Raw genomic sequence first — 21,995 nt, 5'->3', positions numbered from 1 at the left:
ACTTATTGTACATAAGGTCTCTCTATAGGTAAAATATATATTAAGAATAAGAAGTATTCCTTTTGTCTATAGAAAGGGTGAAGCACATGGATATCCGCCATTTAACATATTTCTTGGAAGTCGCCCGTTTAAAAAGTTTTACGAAGGCTTCCCAATCCCTTTATGTTTCTCAGCCGACGATATCAAAAATGATCAAAAATTTAGAAGAAGAGCTCGGAATTGAACTGTTTTACCGAAACGGCAGGCAGGTAGAACTGACTGATGCCGGTCATAGCATGTATGTGCAGGCGCAGGAAATCATTAAATCATTTCAAAACCTGACGTCAGAATTAAATGATATTATGGAAGTCAAGAAAGGGCACGTACGGATTGGACTGCCGCCGATGATCGGATCGGGGTTTTTCCCGAGAGTGCTCGGCGATTTCCGTGAAAACTATCCGAATGTCACCTTTCAGCTAGTCGAAGACGGTTCTATAAAAGTCCAAGAAGGTGTCGGGGACGGCTCTCTTGATATCGGCGTTGTGGTCCTTCCCGCAAACGAAGATATCTTTCATTCGTTTACAATCGTAAAAGAAACCTTAATGCTTGTCGTTCACCCTTCCCACCGGCTGGCTGATGAGAAAGAATGTCAGCTGCGTGAGTTGAAGGACGAGCCTTTTATTTTCTTCAGAGAGGATTTTGTCCTGCACAACCGAATTATGACGGAATGTATCAAGGCTGGGTTCCGGCCCCATATCATTTATGAAACATCACAATGGGATTTTATTAGTGAGATGGTATCAGCCAACCTTGGGATCGGGCTTTTGCCGGAACGGATCTGCCGCGGCCTTGACCTGGAAAAAGTGAAAGTCATTCCGCTTGTCGATCCGGTCATCCCTTGGCACCTCGCCATTATTTGGAGAAAGGACCGGTACTTGTCGTTTGCGGCCAGAGCTTGGCTTGAACATACGAAATCGTATTTATGGGACCCGAAAAAAGATAGTAAAGGATGATGCAAACATGGATGCACAATCAGCAGCAAAATGTCTTACTGCTGTCCGCCGGCATAGCCCACTGGTGCATAGTATAACCAACAATGTCGTAACGAATTTCACAGCAAACGGCCTGCTCGCGCTCGGCGCATCGCCCGTTATGGCGTACGCAAAAGAAGAGGTCGCCGATATGGCGAAGATTGCGGGTGCACTCGTTTTAAATATCGGAACGCTGAGCAAGGAGTCAGTCGAAGCGATGATCATCGCGGGAAAATCAGCTAATGAACATGGCGTTCCCGTCATTCTTGATCCTGTCGGTGCCGGAGCAACACCGTTCCGCACTGAATCGGCACGTGACATCATTCGTGAGGTGCGCCTTTCTGCAATCAGAGGAAATGCGGCGGAAATTGCCCATACCGTCGGCGTGATCGATTGGCTGATCAAAGGTGTTGATGCGGGTGAAGGCGGAGGCGACATCATCCGGCTGGCTCAGCAGGCGGCACAAAAGCTAAACACGGTCATTGCGATAACTGGTGAAGTTGATGTCATAGTCGACACGTCACATGTATACACCCTTCATAACGGCCACAAGCTGCTGACAAAAGTGACAGGTGCCGGTTGCCTGCTGACTTCCGTCGTCGGTGCGTTTTGCGCTGTGGAAGAAAATCCATTGTTTGCTGCTATTGCGGCCATTTCTTCGTATGGGGTCGCCGCTCAGCTTGCCGCACAGCAGACGGCTGACAAAGGCCCTGGAAGCTTTCAGATTGAATTGCTGAACAAGCTTTCAACTGTTACTGAACAAGACGTCCAAGAATGGACGACTATAGAAAGGGTGACTGTCTCATGACTCGTATTTCTCGGGAAATGATGAAAGAGTTATTATCTGTATACTTCATTATGGGGTCAAACAATACGAAAGCCGATCCTGTTACAGTTGTACAAAAAGCGTTAAAAGGCGGTGCCACCCTGTACCAGTTCCGTGAAAAAGGCGGGGATGCGCTGACAGGAGAGGCTCGGATTAAATTTGCTGAAAAAGCGCAGGCAGCTTGCCGTGAAGCTGGTGTTCCGTTCATTGTCAATGATGATGTGGAATTGGCTCTGAATCTGAAAGCTGACGGTATCCACATCGGCCAGGAAGACGCAAATGCGAAAGAGGTAAGAGCTGCCATAGGTGATATGATTCTCGGCGTTTCTGCCCATACGATGTCTGAGGTGAAGCAAGCCGAAGAAGACGGAGCGGATTATGTCGGGCTTGGGCCGATCTATCCGACTGAAACGAAAAAAGATACGAGAGCGGTACAGGGTGTATCTCTTATCGAAGCAGTGCGCCGCCAAGGCATCAGCATTCCAATTGTCGGCATCGGCGGAATCACAATAGATAATGCCGCACCTGTTATCCAAGCGGGGGCCGATGGTGTCAGTATGATCAGCGCCATTAGTCAGGCGGAGGATCCTGAGAGTGCTGCACGCAAGTTTCATGAAGAAATTCAAACGTATAAAACAAGAAGATAAACGTTCTTCTTCCTTCAAAAGGCTGTTCTATAAAGGACAGCCTTTTTGCTTTCTATCAAGGTTTTCAAACCTTCAAATTTTAATTGACAAAGAACAGGAACTGGCTATGATTATGTTATATAATGATAATCATTTTCAATTATAGGAGGAGCATGATGACTCGGGGGCTGGCGCTTATTTTATTCAGCTTGTTGATGGTTTTCGGTTTTGCGGCACATGCGGAAGATGATCCGATCGCCGCATTAATTCAATTAAACAAGCAAATGATCAAATCCGTAAAAGACGGAGATATAGACTCGGCACAACAAACGTTTGAAACCTTCAAGGCGAAGTGGAAAAAAGAAGAACCTTCTATTAAGAAAGAAAACCTTTCTTCTCACAGTGAAATGGACGCGAATATCGCGATGATTTCTCTTTCTTTTATCAATCAAGACGCAGGCAAGCTCAAATCACAGCTTGAAGAGCTTTCGTCTCATTTAGAAACCTATCAGCAGGCTGTCGTGCTGAAAAAGACATCCTCAGGTCAATCAAGGGCGTCCTTAACAGCCTATATACAAAGCTTGAAAGACACAAAACAGTTCATAGAAAAAAAACAATTGGATGAAGCGTCATCAGCAATCGACAATTTAGTTACATCCTGGCTCGCTGTTGAGGGAGACGTCGTGTCCCAATCGAAAGAAGCCTATACGACATCGGAGGAAAATCTGGCGCTGATGAAGGCGGAGATCGGCAGCCATCCTGAAAAGGTATCAAAGCAAATTGACGAAATGATTCAATTGCTCGAGCCGATCGCTTCAAGCAGCTACAGCTGGTGGGATGCGGCGCTGATCCCGATTCGTGAAGGAATGGAGGCCCTCCTTGTCATCGGAGCGCTATTAACCATGACAAAAAAAGCGCGGGTCACGCGCTCCTCGACATGGATCTGGGGCGGGGCGTCCGCCGGCATGGCTGTTTCCTTAGCAGCCGGCATCGGTGTCACGGTTCTGTTCTCCTCCAGTGTATTCGGAGAAAACAATTTCTTACTTGGCGGCGTTACCGGCGTACTGTCCGCTGTCATGCTTTTGTATGTCGGGGTGTGGCTGCACAGAAACGCCTCAATGGATAAATGGAGAGAAAAAATCAATATCCAGAAGTCACAGGCACTAAAAAAACGAAGCCTGCTTTCCTTTGCGCTCATTGCATTTCTGGCAGTTGTAAGAGAAGGTCTCGAAACGGTCATCTTTTTCATCGGGCTTGTCGGGAAGCTCCCGCTCACTGAACTGATCGGCGGAACTGCCGCAGGGCTTATCGTTCTCGTCATCGTCGGTGTTCTGATGATCAAGCTCGGAATGCGCATTCCATTGAAGCCGTTTTTTCTTCTATCAATGGCGGTTGTCCTGTATATGTGCGTGAAATTTCTCGGAACCGGCGTTCACAGCCTTCAGCTGGCGGGCATTCTTCCGTCTGATGCAGAAAGCTGGCTGCCGTCTGTATCGGTGCTAGGAATTTATCCGTCTGTGTACAGCACGATTCCGCAAATGTTGATTTTACTCTTTTTACTGATTGCGCTTGTTTCAGAAGCGGCAAAACATTTTACAAACGGAAAGGAACTGACAAAATGAATTTCACAAAAATCGCTGTATCAGCCGGATGCATCCTTGCGCTGTGCGCAGGCTGCGGAGCCAATGACACATCTTCAACCAAAGAAAAAGCTTCATCTGAAAAAAGCGGGGTCACTAAAGAAATCACCGCATCCGTAAATAAAATGGAAACCATCATTTCCAAGCTGAATGACTCAGCGGAAAAAGGAGACCAAAAAGAGATTGAAAAGAAGGGGAAAGAGTTAAACAGCTACTGGCTTTCCTTTGAAAACGACATTCGCAGCGACTATCCATTCGAATATACAGAAATCGAAAAGCATCTTCAGCCAATCTACACAGAAGCGCAAAAAGACAAACCGGATACAGCAAAAATCAAGACAGAATCCGAGTCACTGAAAGCGTCCTTAGAAGACCTGACAGAAGCGAAGAAGAGCGGCAAAAAGGCTAGCGATCAGCTGGCAAAAGCAGCGGATGAGTATAAAGGCTATGTCAAAAAGCAGAGTGGCCAGCTTGTCAAAGCGACTGAAGCATTTACGAGTGCTGTGAAATCCGGCGATATCGAAAAGTCCAAAACGTTATATGCGAAAGCGCGTGTTTACTACGAGCGAATCGAACCGATCGCTGAAAGCCTCGGAGATCTTGATCCGAAAATTGACGCACGAGAAAACGATGTTGAAGAAGGAGACAAATGGACAGGCTTCCATAAGCTTGAGAAGGCCATTTGGAAGGATCAAGATATTTCCGGGGAAAAGGCAACAGCTGACCAGCTTCTCAAGGATGTAAAAGAGCTTGACGGTTCAATTCAATCACTGAAATTAACACCTGAACAAATTGTTGCAGGCGCGATGGAGCTTCTGAACGAAGCCGGAATTTCGAAAATCACGGGAGAAGAAGAGCGCTACTCACGAATTGATTTAGTTGACCTTATGGCAAATGTGGAAGGCTCCGAAGCCGTTTATCAAACAGTGAAAAGCGCGCTTGTAAAAGATCACTCCGACTTGACGGAAAAACTGGATACGGAGTTCAGCGAATTTGAAGTTTTAATGGCAAAATATAAAACAAATGATCAGTCCTATACGTCTTATGATAAATTAAGTGAAAAGCAAATCAGAGAGCTGAGCACAAAGCTGACGACTCTTTCTGAAACCATGTCGAAGATTGCGAATGTGCTATAAAAGGAGTTTTGTAACAGCATGAGCGATGAACAAAAAAAGCCAGAACAAATTCACAGACGGGACATTTTAAAATGGGGGGCAATGGCGGGGGCAGCCGTTGCGATCGGTGCCAGCGGACTCGGCGGACTCGCTCCGCTTGTGCAGACCGCGGCTAAGCCATCGAAAAAGGATGAAAAAGAGGATGATCAGGTTGTTCCGTTTTACGGAAAGCATCAGGCCGGAATCACAACTGCCCATCAAACGTATGTCTATTTTGCTGCACTGGATGTAACAGCAAAAGACAAAAGCGACATCATTACGTTATTTAGAAACTGGACAAGTCTCACACAGATGCTGACATCTGGAAAGAAAATGTCAGCGGAGCAGAGAAATCAATATCTGCCGCCGCAGGATACAGGTGAGTCTGCTGATTTATCCCCTTCCAACTTAACGGTCACATTCGGATTCGGGCCTGGCTTTTTTGAAAAAGACGGAAAGGACCGCTTCGGACTGAAAAGCAAAAAACCGAAGCACCTAGCCGCTCTTCCAGCGATGCCCAATGACAACCTGGATGAAAAGCAGGGAGGCGGGGACATCTGCATTCAAGTATGTGCAGACGATGAGCAAGTGGCGTTTCACGCGCTGCGTAACCTGCTAAATCAAGCGGTCGGCACTTGTGAGGTCCGTTTTGTGAACAAAGGCTTTTTAAGCGGTGGAAAAAATGGTGAAACACCGCGCAACCTCTTCGGGTTTAAAGATGGAACAGGCAACCAGAGCACGAAGGATGACAGCTTGATGAACTCGATCGTGTGGATTCAGTCTGGTGAGCCTGACTGGATGACGGGCGGCACCTACATGGCTTTTCGGAAAATCAAAATGTTCCTTGAGATATGGGACCGCTCTTCCCTCAAGGACCAAGAGGATACCTTCGGCCGCAGAAAAAGCTCGGGGGCGCCTTTTGGGCAGAAAAATGAAACAGATCCCGTGAAGCTGAATCAAATTCCGTCTAATTCACACGTCAGTCTAGCGAAATCTACGGGAAAACAAATTTTGAGAAGAGCTTTCTCTTACACAGAAGGACTTGATCCGAAAACCGGCTATATGGATGCAGGTCTCCTGTTTATCAGTTTTCAAAAAAATCCCGACAATCAGTTTATCCCGATGCTGAAGGCTCTTTCAGCAAAGGATGCGTTAAACGAATATACACAAACAATCGGTTCTGCTTTATATGCATGCCCAGGCGGCTGCAAAAAAGGAGAATATATTGCCCAGCGTTTGCTGGAATCATAAAAGAAGCCTTTACAGGCTTCTTTCAGCGTGTCGACAAACCCTCGCATTCGTTGTCAAGCCTGTGCGTTGGTGCTCACGAATTAGAGCATTCGCTCCGCTCCAATGCTCGGCTTTCCTAGACTTCAAGGGTTTTCAATCACGCTGAAAGGATGATAAAATCCTAAAACTTTTTAGGATTTTATCATCAATCTGAAAGAAGCCTAAATCGGCTTCTTTATTAAAAAAACAGTTGTAACTTTAATTGTTACAGTTTAAAATCAATTTAGTATGAAAGGAGATTATCATGACAGTACACATTAAAGTTTATTCAGATTACGTCTGTCCATTTTGTTTTGTTGGAAAAGCCGCTTTTGAAGAAGCGATAAAAGGAAAGGATGTTGAAGTCGAGTGGATGCCGTTTGAACTGCGCCCAAGTCCATCTCCTCAGCTTGATCCGGTCAATGATCCTTCCAAACAGTACATGTGGCAGACATCTATTCAGCCAATGGCGGAGAAATTAGGGGTCGAGATCAATTTTCCAAACGTCTCGCCCCATCCGTATACAGACCTCGCGTTTGAAGGCTTCCATTTTGCGAAGGGATACAATAAAGGACATGAATACAACACCCGTGTCTTTCAGGCGTTTTTCCAAGAGGGCCAAAATATCGGCGACATTGACATCTTGACGAAGCTCGCCGAGGAAGTGGGATTAAACGGTGCATCATTCAAATCAGCACTGGAAACAAGAGCATATCAGGACGTGCAGCGCCAAGCCTTGAAGCACGCCTATGAAGAGGCTGACATCACAGCCGTTCCAACCTTTATTATTGGCGACACTGTAATTCCAGGTGCTGCCGGCAAGGATGTATTTGAAAAAGCGATTTCTGACGAACAGAAGAAAAGACAAGGAAAAAGCTCTCTATAAAGAGAGCTTTTTTTACTCCTGTTCCATATGGACGCCAGTATGCGCCTTCACCTGAATTTCTGCAAACGTATCTTCATCAATTGTTTTATCAGACGACAGCACCGTTCCGAGCCACGCGCCGAGAAAGCCGAGCGGGATGGAAATAATTCCTGGATTAGACAGCGGAATGAGCGGATCACCGGTAAAAATAGCACCTCCGGCCGGGTCCCACACACTAGGGCTCATCGACACCAGCACAAGCGCACTGATCAGGCCTATCAGGCTGCCCCATAAAGCGCCTGAGGCATTGAATCGTTTCCAGAAGACTGTAAACACAATCAGCGGAAGGTTTGCGCTGGCGGCTACCGCAAACGCGAGTGCAACAAGGAATGCCACATTTAAGGATTGTGCAAAAATCGCAAGGAGAATCGAGAGTACTGACACGGCGACAGAAGCCCATCTGGCCGCTTTCATTTGTTCTTTTTCAGTTGCTTCTCCCTTTCTGATGATCTGGCTGTAAATATCATGGGCAAATGCTGAGGCGGCAGACAGCACCAACCCTGTCACGACAGCCAAAATGGTGGCAAAGGCGATAGCTGATACAAACGCGAACAGAAAGTCTCCCCCGAGCGCTTTTGCTAAAAGCGGAGCCGCCATATTTCCCGCTTGATCAGCCGCTGTAATCGCGTCAAAACCGACAAATGCCGCGGCACCAAAGCCGAGAAACACCGTCATAATATAAAACACACCGATAATCCATGTCGCTGACACAACTGATGTACGGGCCGTCTTGGCATCCTTAACGGTATAAAACCGGATCAATATATGCGGAAGCCCGGCGGTTCCCAGCACGAGTGCCAAGTTTAACGACAAGGTCTCAAGCGGCACCTTGTATTTATTTCCGGGATTCAAAAAATCAGCGCCAAGCGGAGTAGCCGTTTTCATCTGTTCAAACATGGTATTAAGGCTAAAGCCGAACTTCGAAAACACGATAATCGAAATCACGAGTGTGCCGGCCATCAGTAAAACAGCTTTAATAATTTGAACCCAGCTTGTCGCGATCATGCCGCCAAACACGACATAAATGGTCATCAGCACTCCGACGATGAGGACAGCCGCGGTATAATCCAGCCCTAGAAGCAGTTTGATCAGCGCTCCCGCCCCCACGAGCTGGGCGATCATATAAAAAGTAGAGATGGCAATGGTATTGAGAGCCGCGACACCGCGGATTTTCTTTTCTTTAAAGCGAGCGGCAATCATGTCTGCCATCGTGTACTTTCCAAGATTCCGAAGCGGCTCCGCCACGATGTACAAGACAACGAGATAAGCCACCAGAAAACCGATGCTGTAAAAGAAGCCATCAAATCCATATAACGCAATCATTCCGGCAATCCCGAGAAACGAGGCGGCAGACATGTAGTCACCGGCAATTGCCAGTCCATTCTGAACGCCGGTGAGCCCGCCGCCCGCCGTATAAAACTCACTCGTCGTTTTCGTCCGCTTCGCGGCAAAATACGTGATAATAAGCGTCAGGCCAACAATCGCCAAAAATAATAAAAAAGCAGTCATATTCATGTCTGTTCACCCTTCAGATCCTCTTTTAAAGCGCTTACATACCGATCGAAATGAGCGGCTCTCCGGGAATACACAGTACTCAGTATCCAGGTCATAGCGAATTGGGCGATGGCGAACAGCCAAGCCCATGAAACAGCTCCAATGGCCGGTGCATTCAAAAAGGTGAAATAAGATGTCAAAACAGGGAGTGAAAAATAAAAGACAAAAAAGAAAATCGCAGAAGGAACAATAAAAGCGCGTTTCTGCTTTAAAAAAGCTTGAAAAGACGGCGTTGCAGCAATCTGTTTATAATCAGCTTTGTACATGGCTTTCCTCCTTTTATTCGCTAAACGTAAGCAAAAAGGTACACCAATAGGTATGTACTGAAAGTCCGATTTATGCGTTGAACAATATCTGGAGGATGAAAAAAGAAGGAAGTCGTGAAGAGGTGAACACAGTGGTCTAAAGACAGGCGAAGGTTTTCAAGCTCGGCCGTGTATAAACGAGTTTGCTTTCAAAACCTCACCGAATGCAGCTTGTTCTCAGCAAAGCTGCTGTTTACCAGAGCACGGTTATCATGTTCGCATCACCTCTTTATGACAATGCATGTGCCAAGAGGTGATCGCATCACCGGCTGTCTGTCGTAGTTAGCTGACACACCGTTTGTCCTCAAGCTCAGCGCAGCGATTTGCTTTTGAATAGAGGATATGGTGAAAACTCAGATCAGGTGATAGAAAAGCCAGAGGTAAATAGATCCGCCTGTTCGGACTAGTCTTGCCGGACGGTTTTTTTGTGGTTTTTCTTTCTCGATGCTGTCTCAGATTCTAAAAACTGCCTCACATCATGAATGCCTAATCCAATGGATCTAGCTTCTTGAATTAACATATGCCAACCTTTGTCCAAATCTTTTTTAACATGAGTTTTCATAGTAACCTCCAATTGTATAAAATGTTTTCCTGCAACATGCGGGCAATAAAAGACAAGCCAGCGCGATGATGAGGCGAGTACAACAAATTTCACACATAGTTGCTCGGTGTTCACAAACTGAAGGAAAAACCACCTACCTATTCCCTAAAAAAATGACTAATATAACCAATGGACCTTATTTATAATAATAAACAATTAAATACTGACTGGATAGTATGTAAATGAAAATAAATCATTCAGCCTATTAAAAATGACCCCTGGGAAACCGAATAGCATAACCGCTCAAAGAAATAAATACCGCTAAAGATTGATCCGGTGTAAGATAAGGGTAATCATTACCGCCAGGAGAAAAATATGAAAAAAAACAAATTTCAAATTAAAAGAGAAGCAACATTTGAAAGTTTTATAGACGCTGGCGTGAATTTGTTGATTGACCGAGCGTATGATCCGGTTTCTGTAGAAGATATCAGCAGAGCCGCCGGGTACAGCAAAGGAGCATTTTATGTTCATTTTGTCAGCAAGGACGATTTTCTGCTGTATCTTCTAGAAAAACGTCAGATGAAAAAAAAGATCATTATAGGGTATCTTGATCAAATGGAGCGGGAGTCAGTGAAATCGCTGACATTGGACGAGGCTGCAAAACATGCTGCAGAACTGCTTTATTCCTATTACATAAATAAGCCGTCGTGGGACATCACCTCGTTTGCCATGAACATGCCGACGTATAAAGTCTTAAAGAAATGCAAGGCCTATGTCCGGCTGTACGAATTGTGGGTGGAAGAAAATGTGTTATATATTAAGTGGCTGAAGGAGAGAAAGCTGATTGACGCCTGTATTGATCCTGAATATACGGCTAAAATAATATGTGCAGTCCTCGACGGAATCATCAAACAATCATATGTATTGGGCCAGCCAGCCACCTTCCGCAGCTTTTTAGACGCACTCTCGGTATTTTTCACTTTAGACAGAGAGCACGAGACGCCAAGAATTTTGAAAAGTTTTTCAGAAAGCGAGGAACATCAGTGAAGTATAGAGAAATAATTATGTATATCATTATGGGGGTTTTCACAACCATTGTGAATATCGCCAGCTTTTATATATTGGTAGAGATCATGAATGTGGATTACAAAGCCGCCACTGTCGCCGCTTGGATTTTGTCCGTGCTGTTTGCTTACATAACAAATAAATTATATGTGTTTCAGCAAAAAACACATGATCTGCGGAGCCTGCTGAAAGAGATCACTGCTTTTTTCAGCGTTCGGGTCCTGTCTCTCGGCATAGATTTAGGCATGATGATCATTCTTGTCGGCCAGTTCAATACAAATGAAACCTTGGCCAAAATACTCGACAACGCGGTCATTGTTGTCGTCAACTATGTTGCGAGCAAATGGCTCGTCTTTAAAAAAACAAAAGAAGAAGGGGTATGACAGAGGACATCAGCATATGATCTGCCGTTTCCTATGGGGAAATAAGGGGAATAAAAAATAAAAACCAGAAAGGTGATTGCACATGCGGGAAGAGCTAACGGGGATATTTGCAAGTGTATTCGGAGAAAAAGAGGGGTTACGGTTTTTTTTCGCACCTGGAAGAGTGAATTTGATTGGAGAACATACAGACTATAACGGCGGGCATGTATTTCCGTGCGCGCTGACAATGGGTACATATGCTGCTGTTGCAGAAAGAAACGATGGGGTTGTCCGGATGTATTCAGACAACTTTAAAGACGCGGGGATCAAGGAATGCAGCCTTGACGACATTCGCTATCAAAAAGAAGACGACTGGGCGAACTACCCAAAAGGCGTTATTTATGAATTTCAACAGAGGGGATATGCAGTTCCCCATGGCTTTGACATTGTATTTTCAGGGAATATTCCAAACGGGGCGGGGCTGTCGTCTTCTGCTTCTATTGAACTGCTGATGGGGGTCGTGCTCCAAAGCTATTTTCACCCTGAAGTAGATGCGCTTGAGCTTGTGAAAATGGCGCAGCATGCGGAAAACCATTTTATCGGCGTCAATTGCGGAATTATGGACCAATTTGCAATTGGAATGGGGAAAAAACATCATGCGATGCTGCTGAACTGTGACACGCTTGACTATGAATATAGCAAACTCAATGTCTCAGGCCTCGCGCTGGTCATCGCGAACACGAATAAAAAAAGGACATTGGCTGACTCCAGCTATAATACGAGACGCCAAGAATGCAATGATGCATTGCTTGATCTGAAAAAAGGCCTCGATATTGCCGCACTGGGTGACATCAAGCCTTCTGATTTCGATGCGCATTCCAGCCTGATCCAAAATGAAACGAACAGACGCCGGGCAAAGCACGCTGTATACGAAAATCATCGTGCTATTAAGACGGCTCATATGTTCAAGGAGAACAATATAGATGAAATCGGGCAGTTAATGAAGGAATCCCACCTTTCATTGAAGGATGACTATGAAGTAACATGCCCTGAACTTGATGAGCTTGTGTTTGCGGCATGGGATCACGAAGGTGTAATTGGATCAAGAATGACGGGAGCAGGCTTTGGCGGATGCACCATCAGCATTGTAAAAGATGAGTTCGTTAATGATTTTATTCAGAAGGTTGGAGACAGATATCAAGAAAAAACAGGGCTCCGAGCGGATTTTTATGTCGCGGATATCGGAGAGGGAGCGAGAGAACTAAAGGGGGAGTGACATATGAGTATTATTGAACATCTGGAACAGCTGCTTGAGTATGGTTTGGAACGGAAATTGATTTCGATCTGGGATCGGGAATATACGAGAAACCGTCTTTATGAAGCGCTGGGCATCACACATCCCGAGCCGGTCTCCAGCATCTGCATCAAGCAGTCACAAAGCCTGCCGGACTTGCTCGCCCCCATCTATAAATGGGCTGCGGAAACCGGCCGAATGGAAGCGGATACAGATACGTACCGTGACCTGCTCAGCGCAAAGCTGATGGGCTGTTTTGTACCTGCTCCGTCCGAGGTCATTCGCAAATTTGAAGAGACAAAAGCATTATACGGCCCAAAACAGGCGACAAAGGAATTCTATCAATATTCAGAGGATGTCTATTATATACGGACTGACAGAATCGCCAAAAATGTTCATTGGACGGTGCCGACCGAATATGGCGAACTGGAAATGACCATTAACCTATCAAAGCCTGAAAAGGACCCGAAAGCGATTGCGGCTGCAAAAGAGCAGGAACAGACAAATTATCCGATGTGTTTGCTGTGTAAAGAAAATGTCGGCTTCGAGGGAAGCGTGAATCATCCAGCCCGGCAAAATCACAGAATCATTCCGGTCATCCTTGAGGACGAACAATGGTTCCTGCAATTCTCGCCATATGTCTATTATCCAGAGCACTGTATTGTCTTAAAAGGTGAACATGAACCGATGGAGATCAGCAAAAAAACATTTGAAAGGCTGCTGTCATTTCTCGGGCAGTATCCGCACTATTTTATCGGTTCAAACGCGGATCTGCCGATTGTCGGCGGCAGCATCCTAAGCCATGATCATTTCCAAGGCGGCGCGCATGATTTTCCAATGGCACGTGCAGAAGCGGAAGACGTTTATGAATTAAATGATTATCCCGGCGTGTCGCTGGGCTTAGTGAAGTGGCCGATGTCTGTGCTCAGGCTCCAAGGAGACGAACCGGGGCATGTCGCCGAAGCTGCTGACCATATCTTTCGCACGTGGCAGACGTATTCCGATGAAAAAGCCGGCATTGCCGCCTATACAGGCGATACGCCTCATAATACGGTCACACCGATTGCGCGGCGCAGGGGAGACCTGTACGAACTCGATATCGTCCTGAGGAACAACCGGACGAATGAGGAGCATCCATTAGGAATATTCCATCCTCATCAGGAAGTCCACCATATTAAAAAAGAAAATATCGGCCTGATTGAGGTCATGGGATTGGCGATATTGCCTGGCCGCTTACAGGAGGAAATGAAAGAAACGGCAGCGGCGCTATGTTCTGCTGATCCGAAAACAGCTTTAGAACAAAATCCGCTCACGGCAAAGCATAGTGAGTGGGCTAATCGGATGATGGAAAAAAGAACCATAACGAAAGAGAATGCAGATCTAGTCATAAAGGAAGAGCTGGGACATGTATTCGCTCGCATTCTTGAACACGCCGGTGTGTTTAAACAGACAACGGAAGGAAAACAGGCCTTCAGAAGGTTTATCGACCAGTTGGGCGTCAAACCAGTCAAAAGCCTCAACCGCTAGGGTTGAGGCTTTTTCGATTTTTATGGCAAAACAAACACCCAAAGCGCTGACGCTTCGGGTGCTGCTGCTTTTATCCTCTTTTTCTGGTTAACAGGCTTACTAGAAAGACAACAATGGCTGCGCCGATTACCGCTGGAATAATGGCAAATCCGGCTAGGTGCGGCCCCCATGTTCCAAGCAGCCCGTGTCCGATCCAAGCGCCTATAAGACCTGCGATCATAGACCCGATAATTCCTCCGGGCATATCTCCTTTTACAAACAGGCTTCCAAGCCATCCGATAATAATAGCGACGATAAGTGAAATAAGAAAACTCATCATTCAACACATCCTATTTTTTATTTATTTGCTTATATCATTCCTCTTTTTTGTATAAGATAAACAACTGGATGCTCTCATTAAAAAATACGGACAATTCAGAGCATATTGGCTCTTCATTGCGCCTTTTCTTTCAATATTTGATGCGTTAAAATGGTAACCGTGTGAAAAGATGCTAGACAAGGAAAAAATAATTCCTATCTAGAAAGTTTAACAAAATGAAATTTTTGATTGACCTAAGTTTTTTATTGTGGTAAACCTTTATTTGTCAGAATTAGTTCTTCATCATCTTTTCTTTACTTATATGCGGAAATAACTAGAAACTTTTCATCTTAAGCGATAGATGTGAATAAAGTTGGAGCGATTTTTGTCGATTTTATGACATTTAAGCGAAAATGGGATGAAGTTTATAAAAAAATAAAGCTAATATGTGAAGTTTTTGATAGCATAACAAAGTAGAGAAAAGATTTTGAGGAAGTATGCACTTCAGATTTATTACATCAATAGGAAGGATGGTGATCTTCTTGTTCAGAGCATTAAAACCGTTGCTTGTATTAGCGCTGTTAACTGTGGTTTTCGTCCTTGGGGGATGCAGCAATGCTTCAGTACTAGATCCGAAAGGACCTGTAGCTGAACAGCAAAGTGATTTAATCCTGTTATCTATCGGATTTATGCTGTTTATCGTCGGGGTCGTCTTTGTTCTATTTACCATTATTTTAGTAAAATACCGCGACCGTAAAGGCAAAGATAATGGATCTTATAACCCAGAAATTCATGGTAACACGTTTTTAGAAGTAGTCTGGACAGTGATCCCAATTTTAATCGTCATTGCACTTTCTGTGCCAACAGTACAGACGATATATTCGTTAGAAAAAGCTCCTGAAGCAACAAAAGACAAAGAGCCTCTTGTTGTTTATGCTACTTCGGTAGACTGGAAATGGGTATTCAGCTACCCTGAACAGGATATTGAAACGGTCAACTACTTAAACATTCCTGTCGACCGCCCGATCTTGTTCAAAATCTCATCTGCAGATTCAATGGCTTCGCTATGGATTCCTCAGCTTGGAGGACAAAAATATGCGATGGCAGGAATGCTGATGGATCAATACTTACAGGCTGACAAAGTGGGTACTTACGAAGGCCGCAACGCGAACTTCACAGGTGAACACTTTGCAGACCAAGAGTTTGATGTGAATGCAGTCACAGAAAAAGACTTTAACAGCTGGGTGAAAAAGACTCAGAACGAGGCTCCTAAGCTGACAAAAGAGAAGTATGATGAATTGATGCTTCCTGAAAATGTGGACGAATTAACGTTCTCTTCTACTCACTTGAAATACGTTGATCACGGACAAGACGCTGAGTACGCGATGGAGGCGCGCAAACGCCTTGGCTATCAAGCCGTTTCACCGCACTCTAAAACAGATCCGTTTGAAAACGTAAAGAAAAACGAATTTAAGAAGTCTGATGATACAGAAGAATGATATTGATCAGGAAAGGAGGAAGCCTGCATGAAATTCAAATGGGACGAATTTTTCGTAACTGGTGACCCATTAATTCTGGGCGCACAAGTTTCCATTGCGCTTTCAACCATTGCCATTATTTTTGTACTGACTTACTTTAAAAAGTGGAAATGGCTGTGGTCTGAATGGATAACTACTGTTGACCATAAAAAACTCGGAATCATGTATATTATATCTGCTGTAATTATGTTATTCCGCGGCGGTGTCGACGGTCTGATGATGCGTGCCCAGCTAGCGCTTCCGAATAACAGTTTTTTAGACTCAAACCACTATAATGAAATTTTTACAACTCACGGTACAATCATGATCATCTTCATGGCGATGCCGTTCTTAATCGGTCTTATCAACGTTGTTGTGCCTCTTCAAATCGGTGCCCGCGACGTTGCGTTCCCTTACTTGAACAACCTGAGCTTCTGGACGTTCTTTGTAGGGGCGATGCTTTTCAATATTTCTTTCGTTATCGGAGGTTCTCCGAACGCAGGCTGGACGAGTTATATGCCGCTTGCAAGTAACGACATGAGCCCTGGGCCGGGTGAGAACTACTACCTCCTCGGACTTCAGATTGCCGGTATCGGTACCCTGATGACAGGGATCAACTTTATGGTAACAATCTTAAAAATGAGAACAAAAGGCATGACATTAATGCGTATGCCAATGTTCACATGGACAACACTGATCACAATGGTTATTATCGTGTTTGCGTTCCCTGTACTTACAGTAGCATTGGCACTTTTATCATTTGATCGTTTGTTCGGCGCTCACTTTTTCACATTGGAAGCAGGCGGTATGCCGATGCTTTGGGCTAACTTGTTCTGGATTTGGGGACATCCTGAAGTATATATCGTTATTCTTCCGGCGTTTGGTATTTTCTCAGAAATCATCTCAAGCTTTGCAAGAAAACAATTGTTTGGTTACAAAGCGATGGTTGGTTCTATTATCGCCATCTCTGTATTGAGTTTCTTAGTTTGGACTCACCACTTCTTCACAATGGGGAACAGTGCGTCCGTTAACTCATTCTTCTCAATTACAACAATGGCAATCTCAATCCCAACCGGGGTTAAAATCTTTAACTGGCTCTTTACAATGTATAAAGGCCGAATCAGCTTTACAACACCTATGCTGTGGGCGCTTGCGTTCATTCCTAACTTCGTTATCGGCGGGGTTACAGGGGTTATGCTTGCGATGGCAGCAGCGGATTATCAATACCATAATACGTACTTCCTTGTATCTCACTTCCACTATGTGCTGATCGCGGGTACTGTATTTGCTTGTTTCGCCGGATTTATTTTCTGGTATCCAAAAATGTTCGGCCACAAGCTTAACGAAAGAATCGGAAAATGGTTCTTCTGGATCTTTATGATCGGGTTCAATATTTGTTTCTTCCCGCAATATTTCTTGGGGCTTCAAGGCATGCCTCGCCGTATTTACACATACGGACCGAATGACGGCTGGACAACATTGAACTTTATCTCAACTGTCGGAGCTTTCATGATGGGTGTAGGATTCTTAATCCTTTGCTATAACATCTACTACAGCTTCCGTTACTCTACTCGTGAAATCAGCGGAGATTCATGGGGTGTGGGACGTACGCTTGATTGGGCGACTTCTTCTGCGATTCCGCCGCATTACAACTTTGCGGTGCTTCCTGAAGTCAAATCTCAAGATGCATTCCTGCATATGAAAGAAGAAAAAACTGAATTATACCCTGAAAGCAAATTCAAGAAAATCCATATGCCAAGCAACTCAGGCAGACCGTTCTTTATGTCTGTTGCCTTCGGTCTTGCAGGCTTTGGACTTGTCTTTGAATGGTACTGGATGGGCGTAGTCGGATTGATCGGAGTCCTGCTCTGCATGGTTCTGCGTTCATTCGAATACGACAACGGCTACTACATTAGTGTTGATGAAATAAAAGAGACGGAAAGAAAGATTTCCGAATAAGGAGGCGTGAGTTATGGAACATGCAGAACACGGCAATTCTAACGCGCCTATGGAATATCAATCTGAAACCGGCAGACTTAATATTCTCGGGTTTTGGATCTTTTTAGGGGCAGAAATTGTGTTGTTCTCAACACTATTTGCAACCTTCTTCGTTCTTAAAAACAGAACAGCTGGAGGTGTCTTGCCAGACGAACTATTTGAAGTCAATCTGGTAATGATTATGACGTTCTTGCTGCTGATCAGCAGCTTTACCTGCGGGATCGCTGTTCATGAAATGCGCCGCGGAAGTTTAAAAGGCGTAGTCATTTGGACAATTATCACTCTTCTTCTCGGTGCCGGCTTCGTCGGATGCGAGATCAACGAGTTTGTTCACTATGTACATGAAGGAGCGGCTCTCAGTACAAGTGCGTTCTGGTCTGGATTCTTTGTTTTACTTGGAACTCACGGAACTCACGTAACAATCGGGATTTTCTGGATCACAGGAATTCTGATTCAGTTGAAGAAACGCGGCTTAACTCCGCAAACTTCATCTAAAATCTTTATCTCAAGCTTGTACTGGCACTTCTTAGATGTTGTATGGATTTTCATCTTTACAGGTGTCTATCTCATGGGATTGGGGGGTCTGTAAAATGGCAAACAAATCTGCTGAACACAGTCACTTTCCATGGAAACACATTGTAGGTTTTATCCTGTCTATCGTTTTGACCCTGCTGGCTCTATGGGTTGCAGTGTATACTGACCTGAGCTCATCAGCAAAACTTTGGATTATCTTCGGCTTTGCCTTCATTCAGGCGGCGCTGCAGCTTCTCATGTTCATGCATATGACAGAGAGCGAAAACGGCACGATCCAAGTCGGAAACACGCTGTTCGGATTCTTTGGCGCGATCGTTATCGTACTTGGATCCATCTGGATTTTCGCGGCTCACTATCACCATGGTGACCATATGGACGGAAATCCTCCTGGAGGCGCTGAGCACTCAGAGCATTCAGGCCATAACGAATAATACAAAAACCCTCTTCATTGGAAGAGGGTTTTTTGCTGTCTTCAGCTGCTTCGCTTTCTGCGAAGATACGGAAGGCCGTAAATGATAAATGCAGCGATATGAGCGACAATGACGTTGACGGCAAACAAGATAATCATGAGAGTGTGTCCAAGTGGAGAAAGGCTTTCTGTTGCGTAAAAGAAGAAGAATACCCACATTAAGATGATTGGCGGAATAGCTGAAAGTGCGACTTTTTTGTTATCAAGCCAAATAAAGAGAGGCGTTGCGCTGGCAACCAATAAGTAAGCAAAAAACATGTCCATCATACCCGTCTCCTTTCATTTTGTGATAACGTTTACAAAAATGAAATAGAGGAACTGAGTTGTGTCTGTTTTGTGATTGTTTTTTGAACATTATGTTACAATTATTATACCATGTTTTCCAGAAATTGATACGTGTTTTTGCAGAAATGGACTGGATCTATCGTCTTATTTTTAAACGTTGTAAGATAGGAGAATGTACGGAGCTTTCTTTTTAAAAGAAGGGGGATGCAGATGTATCAGGTAATAAAGCTTGAAAGAGAAGATTGGCGAGAAGTGATCCGCATGTCTGAATATGCTTTTCAGAAAGAACTTAGTGTTGAGGAACGAGAAGAGAAAGTAAAAGCTTTAGAGAACCATTACATCATCGGAATCAAAGAACAAGAGAAGCTCCTTTCTAAGCTTCACATCATTCCCTTTTCTGTCATGCTGGAAGAGCAGGAGATGAAGATGGGAGGTATTGCCGGGGTAGCAACCTGGCCTGAATACAGAAGAAAAGGAACAGTAAAGGAACTTATTCTAGACGCTCTAACGGTTATGAAGAAAAGAAACCAAACCATCAGCTTTTTGCATCCGTTCCTGATCTCCTTTTACCGCAAATTTGGCTGGGAACTCTGTTTCTATCAAAAACGCCTGACTTACCTTAAAGAACAGTTTCAAAAACTAGGCGATGCCCCTGGGGACGTGAGGAGGCTTCAAAAGGATGAAACAGATGCAGTGAATGCCATCTATAATCAGTACAGAACGAAGCATAATGGGCTGATGAAGCGTTCAAAGGAGCATTGGACAGAGAAGATCCATGGAATGAAAGCTATGTACATCTCTGAAGATGGGGTGCCCTGTGGATATCTTGTGTATGCCATCAAAAATAAAACGATGCGAGTTGAGGAATTTGTTTATTTGAACAGAGAGGCACAGAGAGGCTTGTGGAATTTTATTTGCCAGCATGATTCGATGCTAAATGAAGCGGAACTGACTGTACGGATGGAGGAAGATCTTGATTTTTTAACTGCCGAACCCCGGGTCAAACAAGAGATATATCCTTATAGTATGGCGCGCATCGTTGACGTTGAAGGTTTTTTACGGGAATATCCAAAATCTCGGGTAACAGCTCCCTTTGACTTTAAGGTAACGGACCAATGGGCACCGTGGAATCAACAGACTTTCCGCGTCGATTCGCAGCAGGTGCAGATCGTTCCAGAAGAGTCATCTGACCATCTAATAGAATGCAGCATATCTTCTTTAACCGCTTTCTTCCTAGGCGCCAGAAGTGCCCGTTTCCTTTTTGAAGCAGGCATGATAAAAGGGCCGGTATCGGAAATCAAACGGCTTGATGACGACTTTCAACTAAAACCTCCATTTCTTATGGATTTCTTTTAACCCCTAATTTAAAAGGGGTTTTTTTATTTGAAAAGTTTTGTGTCAATCGAAACATTTCGGTTTATGATACGTCATATTTCGTGTAGCTGAAAAAGCGCCGCAAATGCTGAAAAAACATAAAAGGAAGCGAGCTTCACGTGTCATCTTGAACGTGGTTCATGTATAATAAACATTAGTGATTTTCCGATGAAAATGTAAGGCGGGATAGAATGAGTCGATATAAGAAACAGCAAAGCCCCTTTTATCAGGGGGATTTGATTTTTATATTTGGTGTGTTTTTTATTATAAGCGTAGTATCAATTTATGCTGCCGGTCAGTTTGGGCAGTATGGGAACACGGATTGGATTCAGCAAATTGTGTTTTATCTTTTGGGGGCTGTTGCCATTACAGTTCTTTTGTACTTTGATTTAGAACAGCTTGAAAAGTTAAGTTTATATATTTTTATCATTGGTATTTTATCTTTGATTATTCTTAAAATCAGTCCCGAGTCTATTGCACCTGTTATTAAAGGGGCAAAAAGTTGGTTTAGGATCGGTAGAATAACAATACAGCCGTCAGAGTTTATGAAGGTTGGTTTGATTATGATGCTTGCTTCAGTTATTGGAAAAGCAAATCCTAAAGGAGTTCGGACGCTTAGGGATGATATCCACTTGTTATTAAAGATTGCGGGTGTCGCAGTTATTCCTGTAGGTCTTATCCTGATGCAGGATGCTGGGACTGCGGGAATATGTATGTTTATCGTTCTTGTAATGGTTTTTATGTCAGGGATAAATTGGAAATTGATTGCGATCATAGCTGGTTCAGGTATCTTACTCATTTCATTAATTTTATTAGTAATGATAAACTTTCCTGACGTTGCTAAATCAGTTGGAATACAGGATTATCAAATTAAGCGGGTCACTTCTTGGGTGTCTGCTTCAAATGAGACACAGGAAGATTCAAATGACAGCTGGCAAGTTGACCAGGCCATCATGGCAATAGGATCTGGTGGTATTTTAGGTAATGGTATTTCTAATTTGAAGGTTTATGTTCCAGAGAGTACGACTGACTTTATCTTTTCTATAATAGGTGAGTCATTTGGCTTTATAGGCTGTGCAATTGTTGTCATCATGTTCTTCTTTTTAATCTACAGGCTTGTTGTTCTGATAGACAAAATACATCCGTTTAACCGTTTCGCTTCTTTCTTTTGCGTTGGCTATACGGCGTTAATTGTGATCCACACATTCCAGAATATCGGAATGAACATTGGCATTATGCCTGTTACCGGGATTCCGCTGCTGTTTGTCAGCTATGGGGGAAGCTCGACACTTTCCACGTTAATCGGATTTGGGATTGTATATAATGCAAGTGTGCAGCTGACGAAATACAGAAGTTATCTTTTTAATTCTTAATATGCAGACAGCCTTTACAGAGGCTGTCTTTTTTTGTGCAGAGCATTTC

Annotated in this window: 22 protein-coding genes; 17 read left to right on the top strand and 5 right to left on the bottom strand. The window is 44.2% G+C overall.

Annotated elements, in window-relative coordinates; all coding sequences use genetic code 11:
- The first annotated feature begins 86 nt into the window (after positions 1 to 86).
- The 7 genes from cidR (at position 87) to ACFVP7_RS20950 (ending at position 7,411) form a co-directional block, all read left to right on the top strand.
- Positions 87 to 992: a cidABC operon transcriptional activator CidR gene (gene cidR, locus ACFVP7_RS20980; protein WP_122895596.1), complete on the top strand. Its 906-nt coding sequence runs from the start codon at positions 87 to 89 to the stop codon at positions 990 to 992.
- Positions 993 to 999: 7 nt separating this feature from the next.
- Positions 1,000 to 1,818, top strand: coding sequence for a hydroxyethylthiazole kinase (thiM, locus tag ACFVP7_RS20975; protein ID WP_396582847.1), 819 nt, complete (start codon positions 1,000 to 1,002; stop codon positions 1,816 to 1,818).
- A complete protein-coding gene (gene thiE, locus ACFVP7_RS20970) occupies positions 1,815 to 2,483 on the top strand; it encodes a thiamine phosphate synthase (RefSeq protein ID WP_103803650.1) in 669 nt (222 codons plus the stop codon). The genes thiM and thiE overlap by 4 nt, the downstream gene beginning before the upstream one ends.
- A gap of 155 nt (positions 2,484 to 2,638) precedes the next feature.
- On the top strand, positions 2,639 to 4,084 hold the full coding sequence (efeU, locus tag ACFVP7_RS20965; RefSeq protein ID WP_396583276.1) for a ferrous ion permease EfeU: 1,446 nt from the start codon (positions 2,639 to 2,641) through the stop codon (positions 4,082 to 4,084).
- Positions 4,081 to 5,238, top strand: coding sequence for an iron uptake system lipoprotein EfeM (efeM, locus tag ACFVP7_RS20960; RefSeq protein ID WP_015384997.1), 1,158 nt, complete (start codon positions 4,081 to 4,083; stop codon positions 5,236 to 5,238). The genes efeU and efeM overlap by 4 nt, the downstream gene beginning before the upstream one ends.
- Before the next feature lie 18 nt (positions 5,239 to 5,256).
- Positions 5,257 to 6,507, top strand: coding sequence for an iron uptake transporter deferrochelatase/peroxidase subunit (gene efeB / locus ACFVP7_RS20955; protein WP_396582844.1), 1,251 nt, complete (start codon positions 5,257 to 5,259; stop codon positions 6,505 to 6,507).
- A gap of 283 nt (positions 6,508 to 6,790) precedes the next feature.
- Entirely contained in the window at positions 6,791 to 7,411 is a 621-nt protein-coding gene (locus ACFVP7_RS20950) for a DsbA family oxidoreductase (RefSeq protein ID WP_396582842.1), read from the top strand.
- A gap of 12 nt (positions 7,412 to 7,423) precedes the next feature.
- Here ACFVP7_RS20950 and ACFVP7_RS20945 read toward each other — a convergent pair whose 3' ends face one another.
- The 3 genes from ACFVP7_RS20945 to slrA form a co-directional block, all read right to left on the bottom strand.
- Positions 7,424 to 8,965: a cation acetate symporter gene (locus ACFVP7_RS20945; protein ID WP_396582840.1), complete on the bottom strand. Its 1,542-nt coding sequence runs from the start codon at positions 8,963 to 8,965 to the stop codon at positions 7,424 to 7,426.
- A complete protein-coding gene (locus tag ACFVP7_RS20940; protein ID WP_003222190.1) occupies positions 8,962 to 9,270 on the bottom strand; it encodes a DUF485 domain-containing protein in 309 nt (102 codons plus the stop codon). The genes ACFVP7_RS20945 and ACFVP7_RS20940 overlap by 4 nt, the downstream gene beginning before the upstream one ends.
- A 442-nt stretch (positions 9,271 to 9,712) precedes the next feature.
- Positions 9,713 to 9,871, bottom strand: coding sequence for a transcriptional regulator SlrA (gene slrA, locus ACFVP7_RS20935; RefSeq protein WP_003243648.1), 159 nt, complete (start codon positions 9,869 to 9,871; stop codon positions 9,713 to 9,715).
- Positions 9,872 to 10,225: 354 nt separating this feature from the next.
- On the opposite strand from slrA, the gene slrC reads away from it, so the two are divergent.
- The 4 genes from slrC (at position 10,226) to galT (ending at position 14,098) form a co-directional block, all read left to right on the top strand.
- The gene (gene slrC / locus ACFVP7_RS20930) at positions 10,226 to 10,897 is read left to right on the top strand and encodes a transcriptional regulator SlrC (RefSeq protein WP_014478350.1); all 672 of its coding nucleotides are present in this window, start codon (positions 10,226 to 10,228) and stop codon (positions 10,895 to 10,897) included.
- A 17-nt stretch (positions 10,898 to 10,914) separates the two neighbouring features.
- Complete coding sequence (locus ACFVP7_RS20925; protein WP_122895602.1) at positions 10,915 to 11,298, top strand: GtrA family protein; 384 nt, start codon at positions 10,915 to 10,917, stop codon at positions 11,296 to 11,298.
- Between the two features lie 82 nt (positions 11,299 to 11,380).
- A complete protein-coding gene (locus ACFVP7_RS20920) occupies positions 11,381 to 12,553 on the top strand; it encodes a galactokinase (RefSeq protein WP_122895603.1) in 1,173 nt (390 codons plus the stop codon).
- 3 nt (positions 12,554 to 12,556) lie between these two features.
- Positions 12,557 to 14,098 carry a UDP-glucose--hexose-1-phosphate uridylyltransferase gene (gene galT / locus ACFVP7_RS20915; protein ID WP_122895604.1) on the top strand — a complete coding sequence of 514 codons (1,542 nt, stop codon included), beginning with the start codon at positions 12,557 to 12,559 and terminating at the stop codon, positions 14,096 to 14,098.
- Between the two features lie 70 nt (positions 14,099 to 14,168).
- On the opposite strand, the gene ACFVP7_RS20910 is transcribed toward galT, so the two are convergent.
- Positions 14,169 to 14,414: a GlsB/YeaQ/YmgE family stress response membrane protein gene (locus tag ACFVP7_RS20910; RefSeq protein ID WP_009968363.1), complete on the bottom strand. Its 246-nt coding sequence runs from the start codon at positions 14,412 to 14,414 to the stop codon at positions 14,169 to 14,171.
- A gap of 515 nt (positions 14,415 to 14,929) precedes the next feature.
- Here ACFVP7_RS20910 and qoxA point away from each other — a divergent pair.
- Genes qoxA through qoxD form a run of 4 tightly spaced genes read left to right on the top strand, consistent with a single transcriptional unit; the run spans position 14,930 to position 18,876 of the window.
- The gene (gene qoxA / locus ACFVP7_RS20905) at positions 14,930 to 15,895 is read left to right on the top strand and encodes a cytochrome aa3 quinol oxidase subunit II (protein ID WP_010886637.1); all 966 of its coding nucleotides are present in this window, start codon (positions 14,930 to 14,932) and stop codon (positions 15,893 to 15,895) included.
- 27 nt (positions 15,896 to 15,922) lie between these two features.
- Complete coding sequence (qoxB, locus tag ACFVP7_RS20900; RefSeq protein WP_003227407.1) at positions 15,923 to 17,872, top strand: cytochrome aa3 quinol oxidase subunit I; 1,950 nt, start codon at positions 15,923 to 15,925, stop codon at positions 17,870 to 17,872.
- A gap of 13 nt (positions 17,873 to 17,885) precedes the next feature.
- Positions 17,886 to 18,500: a cytochrome aa3 quinol oxidase subunit III gene (gene qoxC / locus ACFVP7_RS20895; RefSeq protein WP_003227409.1), complete on the top strand. Its 615-nt coding sequence runs from the start codon at positions 17,886 to 17,888 to the stop codon at positions 18,498 to 18,500.
- A 1-nt stretch (position 18,501) separates the two neighbouring features.
- On the top strand, positions 18,502 to 18,876 hold the full coding sequence (qoxD, locus tag ACFVP7_RS20890) for a cytochrome aa3 quinol oxidase subunit IV (protein ID WP_003227410.1): 375 nt from the start codon (positions 18,502 to 18,504) through the stop codon (positions 18,874 to 18,876).
- A gap of 41 nt (positions 18,877 to 18,917) precedes the next feature.
- On the opposite strand, the gene ywcE is transcribed toward qoxD, so the two are convergent.
- Entirely contained in the window at positions 18,918 to 19,181 is a 264-nt protein-coding gene (gene ywcE, locus ACFVP7_RS20885; protein WP_003227411.1) for a spore morphogenesis/germination protein YwcE, read from the bottom strand.
- A gap of 228 nt (positions 19,182 to 19,409) precedes the next feature.
- Here ywcE and eis point away from each other — a divergent pair, with 228 nt between their 5' ends.
- Positions 19,410 to 20,555, top strand: a complete 1,146-nt coding sequence (gene eis / locus ACFVP7_RS20880) for an enhanced intracellular survival protein Eis (protein WP_014481268.1) — start codon at positions 19,410 to 19,412, stop codon at positions 20,553 to 20,555.
- A 209-nt stretch (positions 20,556 to 20,764) separates the two neighbouring features.
- Positions 20,765 to 21,946 carry a cell shape-determining peptidoglycan glycosyltransferase RodA gene (gene rodA / locus ACFVP7_RS20875; RefSeq protein ID WP_003227413.1) on the top strand — a complete coding sequence of 394 codons (1,182 nt, stop codon included), beginning with the start codon at positions 20,765 to 20,767 and terminating at the stop codon, positions 21,944 to 21,946.
- Positions 21,947 to 21,995: the final 49 nt, after the last annotated feature.

The sequence above is a fragment of the Bacillus sp. SG20033 genome (assembly GCF_044570195.1).
GTDB lineage: Bacteria > Bacillota > Bacilli > Bacillales > Bacillaceae > Bacillus > Bacillus subtilis.
Note: the sequence above shows the minus strand (reverse complement) of the source record. Positions and strands in the feature narration are given on the sequence as shown.